Source organism: Enterobacter sp. PP-008-ECC_S150, from assembly GCF_045257065.1.
Classification (GTDB): Bacteria; Pseudomonadota; Gammaproteobacteria; order Enterobacterales; family Enterobacteriaceae; genus Enterobacter; species Enterobacter chengduensis.
This window is the reverse complement of record NZ_JBJHHG010000004.1, coordinates 193485-210432: the sequence shown is the minus strand read 5'-3', so window position 1 is coordinate 210432 and position 16948 is coordinate 193485. Positions and strand designations below refer to the sequence as shown.

Annotated in this window: 17 protein-coding genes; 14 read left to right on the top strand and 3 right to left on the bottom strand. The window is 56.9% G+C overall.

Going from position 1 to position 16948, the window contains the following annotated elements:
* Positions 1-2: 2 nt before the first annotated feature.
* Positions 3-809, bottom strand: coding sequence for an exodeoxyribonuclease III (gene xthA / locus ACJBF3_RS07145; protein WP_045327032.1), 807 nt, complete (start codon positions 807-809; stop codon positions 3-5).
* Between the two features lie 433 nt (positions 810-1242).
* On the opposite strand from xthA, the gene ACJBF3_RS07140 reads away from it, so the two are divergent.
* The 7 genes from ACJBF3_RS07140 (at position 1243) to ves (ending at position 8950) form a co-directional block, all read left to right on the top strand.
* Complete coding sequence (locus ACJBF3_RS07140; RefSeq protein ID WP_045327033.1) at positions 1243-2463, top strand: aspartate aminotransferase family protein; 1221 nt, start codon at positions 1243-1245, stop codon at positions 2461-2463.
* Positions 2460-3494: an arginine N-succinyltransferase gene (gene astA, locus ACJBF3_RS07135; protein WP_023311275.1), complete on the top strand. Its 1035-nt coding sequence runs from the start codon at positions 2460-2462 to the stop codon at positions 3492-3494. Before ACJBF3_RS07140 ends, astA begins: the two co-directional genes overlap by 4 nt.
* Complete coding sequence (gene astD, locus ACJBF3_RS07130) at positions 3491-4978, top strand: succinylglutamate-semialdehyde dehydrogenase (protein ID WP_045327034.1); 1488 nt, start codon at positions 3491-3493, stop codon at positions 4976-4978. The genes astA and astD overlap by 4 nt, the downstream gene beginning before the upstream one ends.
* Positions 4965-6290: an N-succinylarginine dihydrolase gene (gene astB, locus ACJBF3_RS07125; protein WP_045327035.1), complete on the top strand. Its 1326-nt coding sequence runs from the start codon at positions 4965-4967 to the stop codon at positions 6288-6290. Before astD ends, astB begins: the two co-directional genes overlap by 14 nt.
* Before the next feature lie 10 nt (positions 6291-6300).
* Entirely contained in the window at positions 6301-7266 is a 966-nt protein-coding gene (astE, locus tag ACJBF3_RS07120) for a succinylglutamate desuccinylase (RefSeq protein ID WP_045327036.1), read from the top strand.
* 337 nt (positions 7267-7603) lie between these two features.
* A complete protein-coding gene (gene spy / locus ACJBF3_RS07115; RefSeq protein ID WP_045327037.1) occupies positions 7604-8095 on the top strand; it encodes an ATP-independent periplasmic protein-refolding chaperone Spy in 492 nt (163 codons plus the stop codon).
* A gap of 297 nt (positions 8096-8392) precedes the next feature.
* On the top strand, positions 8393-8950 hold the full coding sequence (gene ves / locus ACJBF3_RS07110) for an environmental stress-induced protein Ves (protein WP_045327038.1): 558 nt from the start codon (positions 8393-8395) through the stop codon (positions 8948-8950).
* Here ves and cho read toward each other — a convergent pair.
* Entirely contained in the window at positions 8928-9806 is an 879-nt protein-coding gene (gene cho / locus ACJBF3_RS07105) for an excinuclease Cho (RefSeq protein WP_045327039.1), read from the bottom strand. The genes ves and cho overlap by 23 nt on opposite strands.
* A gap of 180 nt (positions 9807-9986) precedes the next feature.
* Entirely contained in the window at positions 9987-10811 is an 825-nt protein-coding gene (nadE, locus tag ACJBF3_RS07100; protein ID WP_047716216.1) for an ammonia-dependent NAD(+) synthetase, read from the bottom strand.
* A 232-nt stretch (positions 10812-11043) separates the two neighbouring features.
* Between nadE and osmE the strand changes: the two genes are divergently transcribed.
* The 7 genes from osmE (at position 11044) to chbG (ending at position 16894) form a co-directional block, all read left to right on the top strand.
* Positions 11044-11388: an osmotically-inducible lipoprotein OsmE gene (gene osmE / locus ACJBF3_RS07095; RefSeq protein ID WP_032639844.1), complete on the top strand. Its 345-nt coding sequence runs from the start codon at positions 11044-11046 to the stop codon at positions 11386-11388.
* 281 nt (positions 11389-11669) lie between these two features.
* Positions 11670-11987, top strand: coding sequence for a PTS N,N'-diacetylchitobiose transporter subunit IIB (chbB, locus tag ACJBF3_RS07090; protein WP_008500676.1), 318 nt, complete (start codon positions 11670-11672; stop codon positions 11985-11987).
* Between the two features lie 79 nt (positions 11988-12066).
* Positions 12067-13425, top strand: a complete 1359-nt coding sequence (gene chbC / locus ACJBF3_RS07085; RefSeq protein WP_008500675.1) for a PTS N,N'-diacetylchitobiose transporter subunit IIC — start codon at positions 12067-12069, stop codon at positions 13423-13425.
* Between the two features lie 47 nt (positions 13426-13472).
* Positions 13473-13820: a PTS N,N'-diacetylchitobiose transporter subunit IIA gene (gene chbA / locus ACJBF3_RS07080; protein ID WP_023335359.1), complete on the top strand. Its 348-nt coding sequence runs from the start codon at positions 13473-13475 to the stop codon at positions 13818-13820.
* Positions 13821-13849: 29 nt separating this feature from the next.
* A complete protein-coding gene (gene chbR, locus ACJBF3_RS07075) occupies positions 13850-14668 on the top strand; it encodes a transcriptional regulator ChbR (protein ID WP_045327041.1) in 819 nt (272 codons plus the stop codon).
* Between the two features lie 109 nt (positions 14669-14777).
* On the top strand, positions 14778-16133 hold the full coding sequence (locus ACJBF3_RS07070) for a 6-phospho-beta-glucosidase (RefSeq protein ID WP_045327042.1): 1356 nt from the start codon (positions 14778-14780) through the stop codon (positions 16131-16133).
* Between the two features lie 11 nt (positions 16134-16144).
* On the top strand, positions 16145-16894 hold the full coding sequence (gene chbG / locus ACJBF3_RS07065; protein WP_045327043.1) for a chitin disaccharide deacetylase: 750 nt from the start codon (positions 16145-16147) through the stop codon (positions 16892-16894).
* Positions 16895-16948: the final 54 nt, after the last annotated feature.

Genomic DNA, 16948 nt, shown 5'->3' with positions numbered 1-16948 from the left:
CATTACAGCTTGAATTTAGCCCACACCGGCGCGTGGTCAGACGGTTTTTCCATGCTGCGGATGTCGTAGTCGATCCCGGTTTCGACGCAGCGCTCGGCCAGCGGCGAGCTGGCCAGCAGAAGGTCGATACGCAGGCCGCGGTTGTCGTCAAAGCCTTTGGAGCGGTAGTCAAACCAGGAGAAGCGGTCCTGCGTTTCCGGGTTGGCATTGCGGAACGTATCCACCAGGCCCCAGCCCAGCAGGCGCTCCATCCACTCACGCTCTTCCGGCAGGAAGGAGCATTTGCCGGTGCGCAGCCAGCGCTTGCGGTTCTCCTCGCCAATGCCGATATCGAGATCCGTCGGGCTGATGTTCATGTCGCCCATGATCAGCACCGGATTCTCCTTTTTGAGCTCGGTGGTCAGGTAGTTCTGCAGATCCTGATAAAACTTCGCTTTGGCCGGGAATTTTGTCTCGTGGTCACGGCTCTCGCCCTGCGGGAAATAGCCGTTAATCACCGTGATATTCCCAAGCGCGGAAGGCACTTCCGCCATGATGATGCGGCGCTGCGCTTCTTCACCGTCGCCCGGGAAGCCGCGACGTACGGAAACCGGCGTCTCTTTGGTCAGCAGCGCGACGCCATAGTGACCTTTTTGTCCGTGATAGAAGACGTTGTAGCCGAGTTTTGCCACCTCTTCGAGGGGGAACATGTCGTCGTGAACCTTTGTCTCCTGCAGGCCGATCACATCAGGCTGATGTTGCTCAACGATAGCTTCAAGCTGATGGGGGCGGGCACGCAGGCCGTTGATATTAAAAGAGACAAATTTCATAGTCGCTGCCAGTGCAAGGTGAATAGTGCAAGGATGGTAGCAGAATTTGCGTCATCTGTTACCGGGTATGGCCAATAACTGCAACAGATAATGCCGGTGGTGCAATATTTGCACCATTCTGACGCGCTTCGCCCCCAAACGGAGCATAAATGGACGATAAATTTCGCGAGCGATCACAATTCCAGAATTATATTTGGCCTCTGCATACTCTTTCTGATTTTCATGCGGCAAAGCGCCGCTTGTCGTAAAAATATTCACTTTTTATGCACTAAAAGTGAATAACTCCATGTTGTAACTTGTTGATATTCTGTTACCTCAACCCGTTTATGCATTTTTATCGCTGGCTGGCACGAAGTCTGCAATCTACATTCACAGTGCAAACACTCAATTATTTAACATTCAAATAACTTTTTATTTACCGGATGAGGTCGCTATGTCTCTGTCAATTACGCGTGAAAATTTCGATGAATGGATGATGCCGGTTTACGCCCCGGCGGCTTTTATTCCGGTTCGTGGGGAAGGCTCGCGCCTGTGGGATCAGCAGGGTAAAGAGTATATCGACTTTGCCGGTGGGATTGCGGTTAACGCGCTGGGCCATGCGCACCCGGCGCTGCGTCAGGCGCTAAACGATCAGGCGGCGAAGTTCTGGCATACCGGCAACGGCTTTACCAACGAACCCGCGCTGCGCCTGGCGAAAAAGCTGATCGACGCGACGTTTGCGGAGAAGGTCTTTTTCTGTAACTCGGGGGCGGAAGCCAACGAGGCGGCGCTGAAGCTGGCGCGCAAATATGCCCACGATAAGTTTGGAACCCACAAGAGCGGCATCGTGGCGTTTAAAAATGCCTTCCATGGCCGCACGCTGTTTACCGTCAGCGCGGGCGGCCAGCCCTCCTACTCGCAGGATTTCGCCCCGCTGCCGCCGGATATTCGCCACGGCGTTTATAACGATCTGCAGTCCGCCAGCGACCTGATTAACGACACCACCTGCGCGGTGATCGTCGAGCCTATGCAGGGCGAGGGCGGCGTGCTTCCGGCGCAAAAAGCCTTCCTGCAGGGGCTGCGCGAGCTGTGCGATCGTCACAACGCGGTCCTGATTTTCGACGAAGTGCAGACCGGCGTGGGCCGCACCGGCGAGCTGTATGCCTATATGCACTACGGCGTGACGCCGGACGTGCTTTCCACCGCTAAAGCGCTGGGCGGCGGCTTCCCGATTGGCGCCACGCTGACCACCGATAAATTCGCCAGCGTGATGACCGTGGGCACCCACGGCACCACCTACGGCGGCAACCCGCTGGCGACCGCCGTGGCCGGACAGGTGTTCGACATCATCAACACGCCTGAGGTGCTTAAGGGCGTTAAGCAGCGTCACGAGTGGTTTGTTGAGCGCCTGAACGCCATCAACGGCAAGACCGGGCTGTTCAAGGAGATTCGCGGCCTGGGGCTGTTAATCGGCTGTGAGCTCACCGCCGAGTTTGCCGGAAAAGCGAAACTGATTTCACAGGAAGCGGCAAAAGTGGGCGTAATGGTGCTGATTGCCGGTGCCAACGTGGTGCGTTTTGCGCCCGCGCTGATCGTCAGCGAGGAAGAGGTGCAAACCGGCCTGGACCGTTTTGCGCTGGCGTGTGAAAAGGTGAAGTCCGGGGTGTCATCATGATGGTCATCCGTCCCGTTGAGCGCGGCGATCTCGCCGGGCTCATGCAGCTTGCCGGTAAGACGGGAGGCGGGCTGACCTCGCTTCCTGCCGATGAAAAAACGCTGTCGGCGCGCATTGAGCGCGCCCTGCAAACCTGGCAGGGGACGTTGCCAAAAAGCGAACAGGGCTATGTGTTCGTGCTGGAAGACACCGACACGGGAACCGTGGCCGGGATCTGCGCCATCGAAGTGGCCGTCGGGCTTAACGACCCGTGGTACAACTACCGCGTCGGCACCATGGTTCACGCCTCGAAAGAGCTGAACGTCTATAACGCGCTGCCCACGCTGTTTCTCTGTAATGACCACACGGGGGCGAGCGAGCTGTGCACGCTGTTCCTCGACCCGGCTTGGCGCAAAGAGGGCAACGGCTATCTGCTCTCCAAATCGCGCTTTATGTTTATGGCCGCCTTCCGCGACCGCTTTAACGAGAAAGTGGTCGCCGAGATGCGCGGCGTGATCGACGACACCGGCTACTCGCCGTTCTGGGAGAGCCTGGGCGAGCGCTTCTTCTCGATGGAGTTCAGCCGGGCGGACTATCTCTGCGGCACCGGGCAGAAAGCCTTTATCGCCGAACTGATGCCGAAGCATCCTATCTATACCCATTTCCTCAGCCCGGAAGCGCAGGCGGTGATTGGCGAAGTGCATCCGCAAACCGCGCCTGCCCGCGCGGTGCTGGAGAAAGAAGGCTTCCGCTACCGCAACTATGTCGACATTTTCGACGGCGGGCCGACGCTTGAGTGCGATATCGACCGCGTTCGCGCCATTCGTAAAAGCCGTCTGGTTGAGGTCTCTGAAGGCCAGCCCGCGCCGGGCGACTGGCCCGCCTGTCTGGTGTCGAACGAAAATTACGCCAACTTCCGCGCCATGCTGGTGCGGACTAACCCGAAATGTGAACGTCTGGTCCTGACGGCTGCAGAACTGGATGCCCTGAAATGTAACGCCGGCGATACGGTTCGCCTGGTGCGTCTCTGCCCTGAGGAGAAAACAGCATGACATTATGGATTAACGGTGACTGGGTCACGGGCGAAGGCGAAGAGCGCGTAAAGAGCAATCCGGTTGGAAAAGAGGTTCTGTGGAAGGGGCGTGACGCCAGCGCCGGGCAGGTAGAACAAGCCTGCCATGCCGCTCGCCGCGCGTTTCCGGCCTGGGCAAAACAGCCTTTCGCCGCGCGTCAGGCCATTGTTGAAAAGTTTGCCGGGCTGCTGGAGGCCAACAAGGCCGAACTGACGCGCATCATCGCGTCTGAAACCAGTAAACCGCGCTGGGAAGCGACAACCGAAGTGGCGGCGATGATCAACAAAATCGCCATTTCGGTGAAGGCGTACCACACCCGCACCGGCGAACAGCACACCGAGATGCCGGACGGCGCGGCCACGCTGCGTCACCGTCCGCACGGCGTGCTGGCGGTATTTGGCCCGTATAACTTCCCGGGGCATCTGCCGAATGGCCACATTGTGCCCGCGCTGCTGGCGGGCAATACCGTCATCTTCAAACCGAGCGAGCTCACGCCATTAACCGGCGAGGCGGTGGTGAAGCTGTGGGAACAGGCTGGCCTGCCGCCGGGCGTGCTGAACCTGGTCCAGGGCGGGCGCGAAACCGGTCAGGCGCTGAGCGCCCTGAGCGATATCGACGGCCTGCTGTTTACCGGCAGCGCCGGAACGGGCTATCAGCTGCACCGCCAGCTGGCGGGACAGCCGGAGAAAATTCTGGCGCTGGAGATGGGCGGCAACAACCCGCTGATTGTGGAAGATCCCGATGATATTGACGCCGCGGTGCACCTGACGATTCAGTCCGCCTTTATTACCGCCGGACAGCGCTGCACCTGCGCCCGTCGCCTGCTGGTGAAACGGGGCGCGCAGGGAGATGCCTTCCTGAAGCGTCTGGTCGAGGTGAGCGCGCGCCTGGTGCCGGCCGCGTGGGATGCTGACCCGCAGCCGTTTATCGGCGGGCTGATTTCCGAACAGGCCGCGCAGAACGTGCTGAAGGCCTGGCAGGACCACGTCGCGCGCGGCGCGAAAACCCTGCTGGAGCCGAAGCCCGTTCAGCCGGGTACCTCGCTGCTGACGCCGGGCATCGTCGAGATGAGCGGTGCGAACAGCGTGCCGGATGAAGAGGTCTTTGGCCCGCTGCTGTGCGTCTGGCGCTATGATGATTTTGATGCGGCCATTGCGATGGCCAATAACACCCGGTACGGCCTGTCGAGCGGGCTGATTTCGCCGCAGCGCGAGAAGTTTGAGCAACTGCTGCTGGAAGCGCGCGCCGGGATTGTCAACTGGAATAAGCCGCTGACCGGCGCCGCGAGCACCGCGCCGTTCGGCGGCGTGGGCGCGTCGGGCAACCATCGCGCCAGCGCGTGGTATGCCGCCGATTACTGTGCGTGGCCGATGGCGAGCCTGGAAACCCCGGCGCTGACGCTGCCGGAGACGCTTAATCCGGGGCTGGACTTTACCGGAGGGGATCGTCATGAAAGCGTGTGAAGTCAACTTTGACGGGCTGGTGGGGCTGACCCACCACTACGCCGGTCTCTCTTTTGGTAATGAAGCCTCGACGAAGCACCGCTTTCAGGTCTCTAATCCGAAGCTGGCGGCGAAGCAGGGGCTATTGAAAATGAAGGCGCTGGCGGATGCCGGCTTTCCGCAGGCGGTGATCCCGCCGCAGGAGCGCCCGAACGTGGCGGTGCTGCGTCAGCTCGGCTTTAGCGGCACCGATGAGCAGGTGGTTGAAAAAGCGGGTACGCAGACGCCGCACCTGCTCTCGGCGGCAAGCTCGGCCTCCTCTATGTGGGTCGCAAACGCCGCGACCGTTGCGCCGTCAGCCGATACGCTGGATGGCAAAGTCCATCTGACGGTGGCGAACCTGAACAATAAATTCCACCGCGCCACCGAAGCGGAAACCACCGAGCGCGTGCTGCGCGCCATTTTCAGCCATGACGACCATTTTGCGGTGCATCAGGCCCTGCCGCAGGTGGCGATGTTTGGCGACGAAGGCGCGGCCAACCATAACCGCCTGGGGGGCGATTATGGCGAGCCGGGGCTGCAGCTGTTTATCTACGGGCGAGAAGAGGGGGGCCACGCCGCGCCAACCCGCTATCCTGCACGTCAGACGCTGGCGGCCAGCCAGGCGGTTGCCCGCCTCAACCAGGTCAATCCTTCCCAGGTGGTTTTCGCCCAGCAGAACCCGCATGTGATCGACCAGGGGGTGTTCCATAACGACGTGATTGCCGTCTCTAACCGCCAGGTGCTGTTCTGCCACGAGCAGGCGTTTGCCCACCAGGACAAGCTGCTCGCCACGCTGCACGAGCGCGTGCGCGGCTTTACCCCAGTTCAGGTGCCAACGGAGGCGGTGAGCGTGCAGGACGCGGTCGAAACGTATCTGTTCAATAGCCAGCTGCTCAGCCGCGACGACGGCAGCATGATGCTGGTCCTGCCGCAGGAGTCCCGGGATCATCAGGGCGTCTGGCGCTACCTGACGGAGCTGGTGCAGGCCGATAACCCGATTGATGAACTGCGCGTGTTCGATCTGCGCGAAAGCATGGCCAACGGCGGGGGGCCCGCCTGCTTACGTCTGCGCGTGGTGTTAACTCAGGACGAGATGCAGGCGGTGAACCCGGCGGTCATGATGAACGATACGCTCTTTATGCGGCTGAATGACTGGGTCGATCGCTACTATCGCGACCGCCTGACGCAGGCCGATCTGGTTGACCCTCAGCTTCTGCGTGAAGGTCGCGAGGCGCTGGACGCGTTATCGACAATCCTGCAGCTGGGATCGGTTTATCCGTTCCAGCGCTAAAGGAGTGGATATGGAAAACTTACTGGCGCTGACCCTGGCCGATGAGACGCCGGAACAGAAGGAGGGCGAGGGCCCCTCCTTTCGCTGGCGGTGGCTGGGGCGCGGGGTGCTTGAGCTGACGCCGGGCGCAAAAAGCGATCTTTCGCTGCTGCTTTCAACGGGCATCCACGGGAACGAAACGGCACCCGTCGAGATTGTCGATCTGCTGCTGCGCGCGCTGTACCGCAATGAGATTGCCCTGACGTGCCGCGTGCTGGTGGTGCTCGGCAATCCGCCCGCGCTCGCGCAAAACAAACGCTACCTGGTCAGCGACCTTAACCGCATGTTCGGCGGGCGCTGGGCGCAGTTTCCGCAAAGTGACGAAACGGCGCGGGCAGCGTGGCTGGAGAATGTGGTAACCGCGTTTTTTGCCGCTGCGGGGCCCGCGCGCTGGCATCTGGATCTGCATACGGCCATCCGCGCGTCCTACCATGTCCGCTTCGGCGTTCTGCCGCAGCGCAGTCAGCCGTGGGAGGAAGATTTCCTGAGCTGGCTGGGGGACGCCGGGCTGGAGGCGCTGGTGTTCCACCAGTCTCCGGGCGGAACCTTTACCCACTTTACCTGCGAGAACTTCGGCGCGCTGGCCTGTACGCTTGAGCTGGGAAAAGCGCTCCCGTTTGGGCAAAACGATCTCACCCGCTTTGCGCCCACGCATCTTGCCCTGCGGGCGCTGCTGGGCGGAACCGCTCCCGAGTACGCGCATCAGCCCGTTGAGCGGTATCGGGTTGTACAGCAGATCACGCGGCGCAGCGACGCCTTCCTGCTTCACATGGCCGCCCATACCCTGAACTTCACGCCGTTTCGCAAAGGGGCGCTGCTGGCGGAGGATGGTGATGAACGGTACGAGGTGCAGAAAACCACCGAGTATGTTTTATTCCCTAACCCCTCCGTGGCGTTTGGCCTGCGTGCCGGACTGATGCTGGAAAAAATATCCTGAACCTTTCCCCTCTCATCATCCGGGAGGGGAAGCTAAATATTTTTCTTAACGATTTAAGCGCCTACGCGTGTTTTGCAGAATATTCCTGGTGAATTGCTTTATTATTCACCTTCGCTTCGCTATACTCCGGCTAAATCGCTTTAAAATCATCGCATTGAATATTTTTAGTTGCAACTCTCCACGCTTTATCCTTATTTCCTCCACATTTGGCGAAAATTTGTTTTTTACACTTTCATTGTTTTACCGTTGCTCTGACTAATTGACGATAAACCCCGTAAAGTTAATCTCGTCAACACGGCATAGCGCCGAAGAATAACTGAAAGAAAGGAAATAAATTATGCGTAAGTTTACTGCACTGTTTGTTGCTTCTACCCTGGCTCTGGGCGCTACCAGCATGGCGTTCGCCGCAGATACTGCGACCACCACTGCCGCGCCTGCTGAAGGTAAAATGATGATGCATCATAAAGGCCCGGGTATGCACAACGAGATGATGATGTTTAAGGATCTCAACCTGACGGATGCGCAGAAACAGCAGATCCGCGACATCCGTAAGGGCGAACGCGACCAGATGAAACGTCCGCCGCTGGAAGAGCGTCGTGCGATGCATGACATCATCGCCAGCGACAGCTTCGACAAGGCGAAAGCCGAAGCGCAGATCGACAAAATGGCCGAGCAGCATAAAGCCCGCATGCTGGCCCACATGGAAACCCAGAACAAGATCTACAACGTTCTGACCCCGGAACAGAAAAAACAATTTAATGCGAATTTTGAGAAGCGTCTGACAGAACGTCCGGCGATGGAAGGTAAAATGCCAGCACCAACCGAATAATCGGTTCACTCTCTTAAGACCGCCGGGATCCTGTCCACAAAAGCGCAAACGCTGTGGACAGGACCGGCGGTTTTTCTTTTCTACCCTCTTGCCTGCCGCCGCCAGCGCGGTATGCTCCTGTAGTCCCATCAGAGAATGTGTGTAGAGTCATGGCGTTAGAATTTTTATTAACGTTCCGCTAAGGCCTGCCCGCTCTGCTGCCGATACTGTGTCTGTAGCTACCTAACGATAACAAACAAGACAGCAACGATAGCGATATCGTTGCCCTGGCACGGGTAGTGCCATTCAGGAGTGGTGATGGAGTTCTTTGATATCCGTAAGATGCCGGTCAGCCTCTGGCGCAATGGTGCGGGTGAAACGCGTGAGATTTGCTGCTTTCCGCCCGCGACGCGGGATTTTCACTGGCGGGCCAGTATCGCGACTATCGCCAGCAACGGCGAATTCTCCGCCTTTCCCGGCGTCGACCGGGTGATTACGCTACTTGAAGGCGGGGAGGTGACGCTGGATGCCGGTCAGGCGTTCTTTCATACCCTGAAGCACCATCAGCCCTACAGTTTTGCCGGTGATTTACCGGTCAAAGCGCTGCTGTCGGATGGGCGGATGGCGATGGACTTTAACATCATGACCCGGCGCGACTGCTGCCAGGCAAAGGTGCGGGTTGCTGACCGAACCTTTACCACCCTTGGCTCACGCGGGGGCGTGGTGTTCGTGTTAAGCGGGGCGTGGCAGCTGGGCGATAAATTGCTGACGGCCGATCAGGGCGCCAGCTGGCAGGAGGGGACCCACACGCTGCGTCTGCTCGAGTCTCAGGGCACCTTATTGTTCAGCGAAATCACGTGGCTGCCGGGTCATTAAGCACAACGATCTCAAACTTGCCGGCTAATACCGGTTTACAGAGAATTTTGTAGCCATCGTGGTCAAATCCGGCGGGCGTGCGCAGCAGGGTTGCCGCGTCGTTAATGTCATCGACAGCGCCCAGCCAGAGCCAGTTGTTGACGATGTGATACTGGGTCATCGTCTCACCCACTTCTTTTAGCGCAACGGCACCTTCCCAGGGCCAGCAGTTCACGCTGATGGCCGCCAGACCGTCAAGGAGCCGGGCGTGGTGCGCCTCAACGCTCTCTTTTCCGCAGCAGGCACCGGCGCAGCGCTTCAGGGCGGAGCGGAAACAGGCGCGCCCGCGCGTGGTGCCCTCTAAACCCAAAAGGCTATAGCAAAGCTGCAGCTCGTCCGCCAGGGTCTGCAGCGCCTGAAGCGCGGCACGTTTGTTGGCGAACAGCCCGTAGAGATTCGGGGCATGAGAAAAATCGACCTCGCGCGCGTAGACGACCTGCGGCTTGCCCTCGTTTATCTGCAGGGAGCAGAGCTGACGATTGCGGCGCAGGCGCTTGTTGAACAGCGGCTGTTGTTCTTTTATCAGCCGCGCTTCCAGCAACAGCGCGCCCATTTCTCCCGCCGTCTGGAACCAGGTAATCCGTCGCGACTGGCGCAGCATGGCGGCCTCGTCCGGCGTGCGAAGATGGGATAGCACCCGGCTGCGAATGTTCACGCTCTTGCCGATATAGAGCGGCAGGGTGTCGCTTTCGCCGTGAAAGATGTACACGCCCGGCTGTTTAGGCAGCGCCTCAAGCCAGGGGCGAAGGTGCTCGGGATATTCATAGATAGCCGCCGCTTCAAACTCAAGACGCGGGGCGGATTGACGCCTGCTCACATATCACTCCGTATACTGTTCAGGCATACAGTGTAGCAGGTGTGTGGTGGTTAAAAAAGAGCCGGGTGGCGGCGACGCCTTACCCGGCCAGATCGTGTGGTCTGTTGCCCTCACCCCAACCCTCTCCCAGGGGAGAGGGCGCAAACACAAAAAACGGTAACCTGGGTTACCGTTTTGCGTTTATTTCCAAAAATCATCAAACACCGTGATCGGCGTGTGGCGCTTGTGCTCGGTTTTCAGATACCAGCCTTCGATGATCTTCGCGGTGCCTTCATCCAGCTTTTTGCCTTCCAGATAATCATCAATGTTGTCGTAGGTGACGCCAAGGGCCGCTTCATCCGGCAGGGAAGGGCGATCGTCCTCAAGGTCCGCTGTCGGCGCTTTCTTATACAGATGCTCAGGGCAGCCCAGCGCGGCAAGCAGCTGCTTACCCTGACGCTTGTTCAGGCGGAAGATCGGGTTAATGTCGGTGCCGCCGTCGCCATATTTGGTGAAGAAACCGGTGATTGCTTCTGCCGCATGGTCGGTACCGACCACAACGCCTTTGGTCATCCCGGCGATGCTGTACTGCGCTTTCATGCGCTCGCGGGCTTTCTCGTTGCCGCGAACAAAATCGCTCAGTTCAATGCCCGCTTCGCGAAGCGCCTGCTCGCTTGCCAACACTGAGCCTTTAATATTAACGGTGAGCACGCGGTCAGGCTGAATGAAGGCAATCGCATCCTGGCAATCCTGCTCGTCCGCCTGTACGCCGTAAGGAAGGCGTACGGCGATAAACTGCAGCGTCTCGTCGCCCGTCTCTTCGCGAAGCTCTGAAATTGCCATCTGGCAGAGTTTACCGGTCAGGGTGGAGTCCTGGCCGCCGCTGATGCCCAGCACCAGGGATTTCAGGAAAGCGTTCTTTTTTAAGTACGATTTTAAAAAATCCACGCTGCGGCGGATCTCTTCGTGTGCATCTACCGTGGGCTTCGCGCCCAGCGCCTGAATAATCTCTTGTTGCAGAGCCATCACGCCCTCCATATGCAGTACATAAACAGAATGTGTTAGCTGTTAAAACTAACCCTTTGGGCGAGAAACGACAAGGATCACAGTTTCGAGTGCGCTAATTTGCGCCGATTTAGCAGGTTATCGTTGTTTTATTAGAATTTTCCGAAATTCGTCTGGCGGAACTCGCAAAGTTGAACAATAGTATTTTTTATCCCATGCTTAGATAACACGCTGATAAACAAGAGGACGGAATATGAACAAGAACGTAGCAGGAATTCTTAGCGCAGCGGCGGTACTGACTATGCTGGCAGGGTGTACGGCTTACGATCGCACCAAGGATCAGTTTACCCAACCCGTCGTAAAAGACGTCAAAAAAGGGATGACCCGTTCGCAGGTGGCTGCGATCGCCGGTAAACCTTCTTCTGAAATAACAATGATTCATGCGAAAGGGACCTGCCAGACCTATATCCTGGGTCAACGTGATGGTAAGGCAGAAACCTACTTTGTCGCGCTGGATAATACCGGTCATGTTATGAACTCCGGTTACCAGACCTGTGCTGAATATGACACCGATCCGCAGGCACCTAAGGCGCAGTAACCCTGCGTGCCTGAGGATGTTAACTAACCGGCCTTTGGGCCGGTTTTTTTATGCATCATAAAATCTTATTTCTTTGCGCGAATTATTTGCCCGAAATGTGAAGGGAGTCAACAAGCCAGGTCAATGAGAGACAATTTCAGTCTGTTCAGAATTATCCCCCGTCTGTACCATTGCGTATACTCACTCCAACGATAAACAACAGTACGCAAGCTACCTGTCTGCCGGGACAGCGAGTCGAGTGATAGCGCGATGGCAGGTAGTCAGACAAGAGGGAAATTACGATGGAAAAGAAACATATCTACCTGTTCTGCTCAGCGGGCATGTCAACGTCGCTTCTGGTGTCCAAGATGCGTGCACAGGCTGAAAAGTATGAAGTCCCCGTGGTGATTGAAGCGTTTCCAGAGACGCTGGCGGGCGAAAAAGGCCAGACCGCCGATGTTGTTTTACTGGGGCCGCAAATTGCCTATATGTTGCCAGAAATTCAGCGACTGTTACCGAATAAACCGGTCGAAGTGATTGACTCCGGGCTGTACGGCAAGATTGATGGTTTAGGTGTTCTTAAAGCTGCTGTGGCAGCCATTAAAAAAGCTGCTAATTAATTTTTATTTTTCCCGTCAAAGAGCTATTTCACACACAATACGCCGTAACATGCGTTACGGCATTTAAGGGTATTTACCTATGAGTAAAGTCATCGCTTCACTTGAAAAGGTACTCCTTCCTTTTGCTGTTAAAATAGGAAAGCAGCCTCACGTTAACGCCATCAAAAACGGCTTTATTAAATTAATGCCGTTGACGCTGGCCGGGGCCATGTTCGTTTTAATTAACAACGTTTTTCTGAGCTTTGGTGAAGGATCCTTCTTTTATTCATTAGGCATTCGGTTAGACGCTTCAACAATTGAAACCCTTAATGGTTTTAAAGCCATCGGCGGCAACGTCTATAACGGTACGTTAGGGATAATGTCACTGATGGCGCCTTTCTTTATTGGGATGGCGCTGGCAGAAGAGCGTAAGGTGGATCCGCTGGCCGCCGGTTTATTATCCGTCGCCGCCTTCATGACCGTTACGCCTTACAGCGTGGGGGAAGCCTACGCCGTCGGCGCCAACTGGCTGGGTGGCGCTAACATCATCTCCGGTATTGTTATCGGTCTGGTGGTCGCGGAGATGTTTACCTTTATTATCCGTCGCAACTGGGTTATCCGCCTGCCGGATAGCGTGCCGGCTTCCGTTTCTCGTTCATTTTCCGCGTTGATTCCAGGCTTTATTATTCTCTCCATTATGGGGATTATCGCCTGGGCGCTCTCCCACTGGGGCACAAACTTCCACCAGATCATTATGGACTCTATCTCTACGCCGCTGGCGTCGATGGGTGGCGTGGTCGGTTGGGCGTATGTGATTTTCACCTCTCTGCTGTGGTTCTTTGGCGTGCATGGTTCACTGGCACTGGCCGCGCTGGACAGCGGGATTATGACCCCCTGGGCACTGGAAAACGTCGCGCTTTACCAGCAGTACGGCTCCGTTGACGCGGCGCTGGCGGCGGGTAAAACCTTCCATGTGTGGGCGAAGCCGATGCTTGACTCCTATATCTTCCTGGGCGGTACCGGGGCGACCTTGGGTCTGATCATCGCGGTCTTTATTGTCTCTCGTCGTGCTGACTACCGTCAGGTTGCGAAGCTGGCGCTGCCGTCTGGCATCTTCCAGATTAACGAACCGATTCTGTTCGGTCTGCCAATCATCATGAACCCGGTGATGTTCATTCCGTTCATCCTGGTGCAGCCGCTGCTGGCCGCCATTACCCTGACGGCGTATTACATGGGCATCATTCCACCGGTCACCAACATTGCACCGTGGACCATGCCGGCAGGTCTGGGCGCCTTCTTCAACACCAACGGCAGCGTCGCGGCCTTCCTGCTGGCGATATTCAACCTCGGGATTGCTACCCTGCTGTACATGCCGTTCGTGGCGATTGCCAACAAAGCCGCCACCATTATTGACGAAGAAGAGAGCGAAGAGGATATCGCCCTCTCACTGAAATTCTAAGATTGACCGGCGCGGGGAAGCCCGCGCCAGCCACAAGGAGCTGAAAAATGTTAGATTTGGATAGTATTGTCGCAGACGAAGCCGTTGAGAACGATCTCGAAGAAGTGGTGATGGGGCTTATCATCAATTCCGGACAGGCGCGCAGCCTGGCCTATGCGGCACTCAAGCAGGCCAAGCAGGGGGATTTCGCCGCCGCGAAAACCATGATGGAACAGTCCCGCACGGCGCTGAACGAAGCGCACCTGGTGCAGACAAAGCTGATTGAGAGCGATCAGGGCGAAGGCAAGATGAAGGTCAGCCTGGTGCTGGTTCACGCTCAGGACCACCTGATGACCTCGATGCTGGCGCGCGAGCTGGTGGCGGAGCTCATTGAGCTTCACGAGAAAATGCAGTAAGTCAGACTGGGTAGCAGGAGGTCAGCACGATGGAAATCAAAACCGCACTTGAACAGCAGCTGTTTAACGGTAAAAATTTTCACGTGGTCATCTACAACAAGACGGAGAGCGCCAGCGGTCTGCACCAGCATGACTACTACGAGTTCACGATTGTTCTGACCGGTCGCTACTACCAGGAAATCAACGGTAAGCGCGTCCTGCTGGAGCGGGGGGATTTTGTCTTCCTGCCGATGGGATCTTATCACCAGAGCTTTTACGAATTTGGTGCCACCCGTATTCTGAATGTGGGCGTCAGCAGACGCTTCTTCGAGAAGCACTATCTGCCGCTGGTGCCGTTCTGCTTTGTGGCCTCCCAGGTCTATCGGGTCAAAAACGAGTTTATGACCTGGATTGAAACGGTGATCGCCTCGCTTAACTTCCGCGACAATGAATTTGATGAGTTTATTGAAACGGTGACCTTCTACGTGATGAACCGGCTGCGCCATCATCGCGAAGAGCAGCAGGTGACGGATGATATCCCGCAGTGGCTGCGCAGCACCGTTGAGCTGATGCACGATAAAGGCCGGTTCAGCGAAAATGCGCTGGAAAATATGGTCTCCCTGTCGGGCAAGTCCCAGGAATATCTGACCCGAGCGACGCAGCGTTATTATCGTAAAACGCCCGTGCAAATTATTAATGAAATCCGCATTAATTTTGCAAAAAAACAGCTGGAAATTACTAACTATTCTGTCACCGATATTGCTTACGAGTCAGGATACAGCAGCCCCAGCCTGTTTATTAAAACCTTTAAGAAATTAACGTCATTTACACCGAACAGTTACCGGAAAAATTTAACGGTAATTAATTAACTTTCGGCGGATTACCCGCCACGAATATTGCTTTAATGGCTTGCCCAAATAGCGGGAAGAGTACGCTATACCTTGCAGGCGATTAACCTGATACGCTAAGGGAGATATTATGCAAAAGAAATTGAAAGTCGTAACCATTGGTGGCGGCAGCAGCTATACCCCGGAATTACTTGAAGGCTTTCTGAAACGTTATCATGAATTACCGGTCAGCGAATTATGGCTGGTGGACGTTGAGGAAGGTCAGGAGAAGCTGGATATTATTTTCGACCTGTGCCAGCGCATGGTGGAAAAAGCGGGCGTGCCGCTGACCGTGCACAAAACCCTCGATCGTCGTCTGGCGCTAAAAGATGCAGATTTCGTCACCACCCAGCTGCGCGTCGGCCAGCTGAAGGCGCGCGAGCTGGACGAGCGTATTCCGCTAAGCCACGGCTATTTGGGTCAGGAGACCAACGGCGCGGGCGGCCTGTTCAAAGGGCTGCGCACCATTCCGGTGATTTTCGACATCGTTAAAGACGTGCAGGAGATCTGCCCGAACGCGTGGGTGATTAACTTCACCAACCCGGCCGGAATGGTCACTGAAGCGGTCTATCGTCATACCGGCTTCAAGCGTTTTATCGGCGTCTGTAATATTCCGATCGGTATGAAGATGTTTATCCGCGACGTGCTGGCGCTGACCGACAGCGACGATCTGTCCATCGATCTGTTCGGCCTGAACCACATGGTGTTTATTAAAGATGTCATCGTGAACGGAAAATCGCGCTTTGCCGAACTTCTCGACGGCGTGGCCTCCGGTCGCCTGACGGCGGCATCGGTGAAAAACATCTTTGACCTGCCGTTCAGCGAAGGGCTGATCCGCTCGCTGAACCTGCTGCCTTGCTCGTACCTGCTTTACTACTTCAAGCAGAAAGAGATGCTGGCCATCGAAATGGGCGAGTACTATAAGGGCGGCGCGCGCGCGCAGATCGTGCAGAAGGTCGAAAAGCAGCTGTTCGAGCTGTATAAAGATCCGAACCTGAACGTCAAACCGAAAGAGCTGGAGCAGCGCGGCGGGGCCTACTACTCCGATGCGGCATGTGAGGTGATCAACGCCATCTACAACGACAAGCAGGCGGAGCACTATGTTAACGTGCCGCACCACGGCCATATCGACAATATCCCGGCTGACTGGGCCGTCGAGATGACCTGCATCCTGGGACGCGATGGCGCTAAGCCGCACCCGCGTATCACCCACTTCGATGACAAGGTCATGGGGCTGATCCACACCATCAAAGGCTTTGAAGTGGCGGCAAGCAACGCGGCGCTGAGCGGTGAACTCAATGACGTACTGCTGGCGCTGAACCTTAGCCCGCTGGTGCATTCCGACCGCGATGCGGAGCAGCTGGCCAGCGAGATGATCCTGGCGCATGAAAAATGGTTGCCGAATTTTGCCGCCACGATCGAGAAGCTGAAGTTTAAACAGCACTAAGAGGACGCACAATGGAACACCTGCTGATCGTTAATGCTGATGATTTTGGCCTGTCGAAAGGTCAGAACTACGGCATTGTGGAAGCCTGTCGCCGGGGGGTTGTGACCTCTACCACGGCGCTGGTAAATGGTGAGGCGGTTGAACACGCGGCGCAGCTGAGCCGCGAGGTGCCGGAGCTTGGCGTCGGGATGCACTTTGTGCTGACGCTCGGGATGCCGCTTTCGTCCATGCCGGGCCTGACGCGCGACGGCCAGCTGGGTAAATGGATTTGGGAACTGGCGGAGCAGGGCGCTCTGCCGCTCGAGGAGATTGCCCGCGAACTGGACTGTCAGTTCAACCGCTTCGTCGATCTGTTTGGTAAGTCGCCGACGCACATCGACAGCCATCACCACGTGCACATGATCCCGGCGATTTTCCCGCTGGTGGCCGAGTTTGCCCGGCGCAAAGGGGTGGCGATGCGCGTGGATCGTGAGGTGCAAGGGTTGCCGGACTGCGACGTCATAACCACGGCGGGGTTCAGCAGCGCGTTTTACGGCGAGGCGATCGACGAAGCGCTATTCCTGAAGGTGCTGGATGATTCCGCCGCGCGAGGGGAGCGGTCGCTGGAGATGATGGCGCACCCAGCGTTTGTCGACAACATCGTGCGCAAAAGCGCCTACTGCTGGCCGCGGCTGGCGGAGCTGGACGTGCTGACGTCGCCATCGCTGAAATACGCGATTGCCGAGCGTGGGTATCGGTTGGGGACGTTCGGGGATCTGTAAGAAGTGCCGGGTGGCGGCTACGCCTTACCCGGCCTACAAAACCAATCGAAAGTA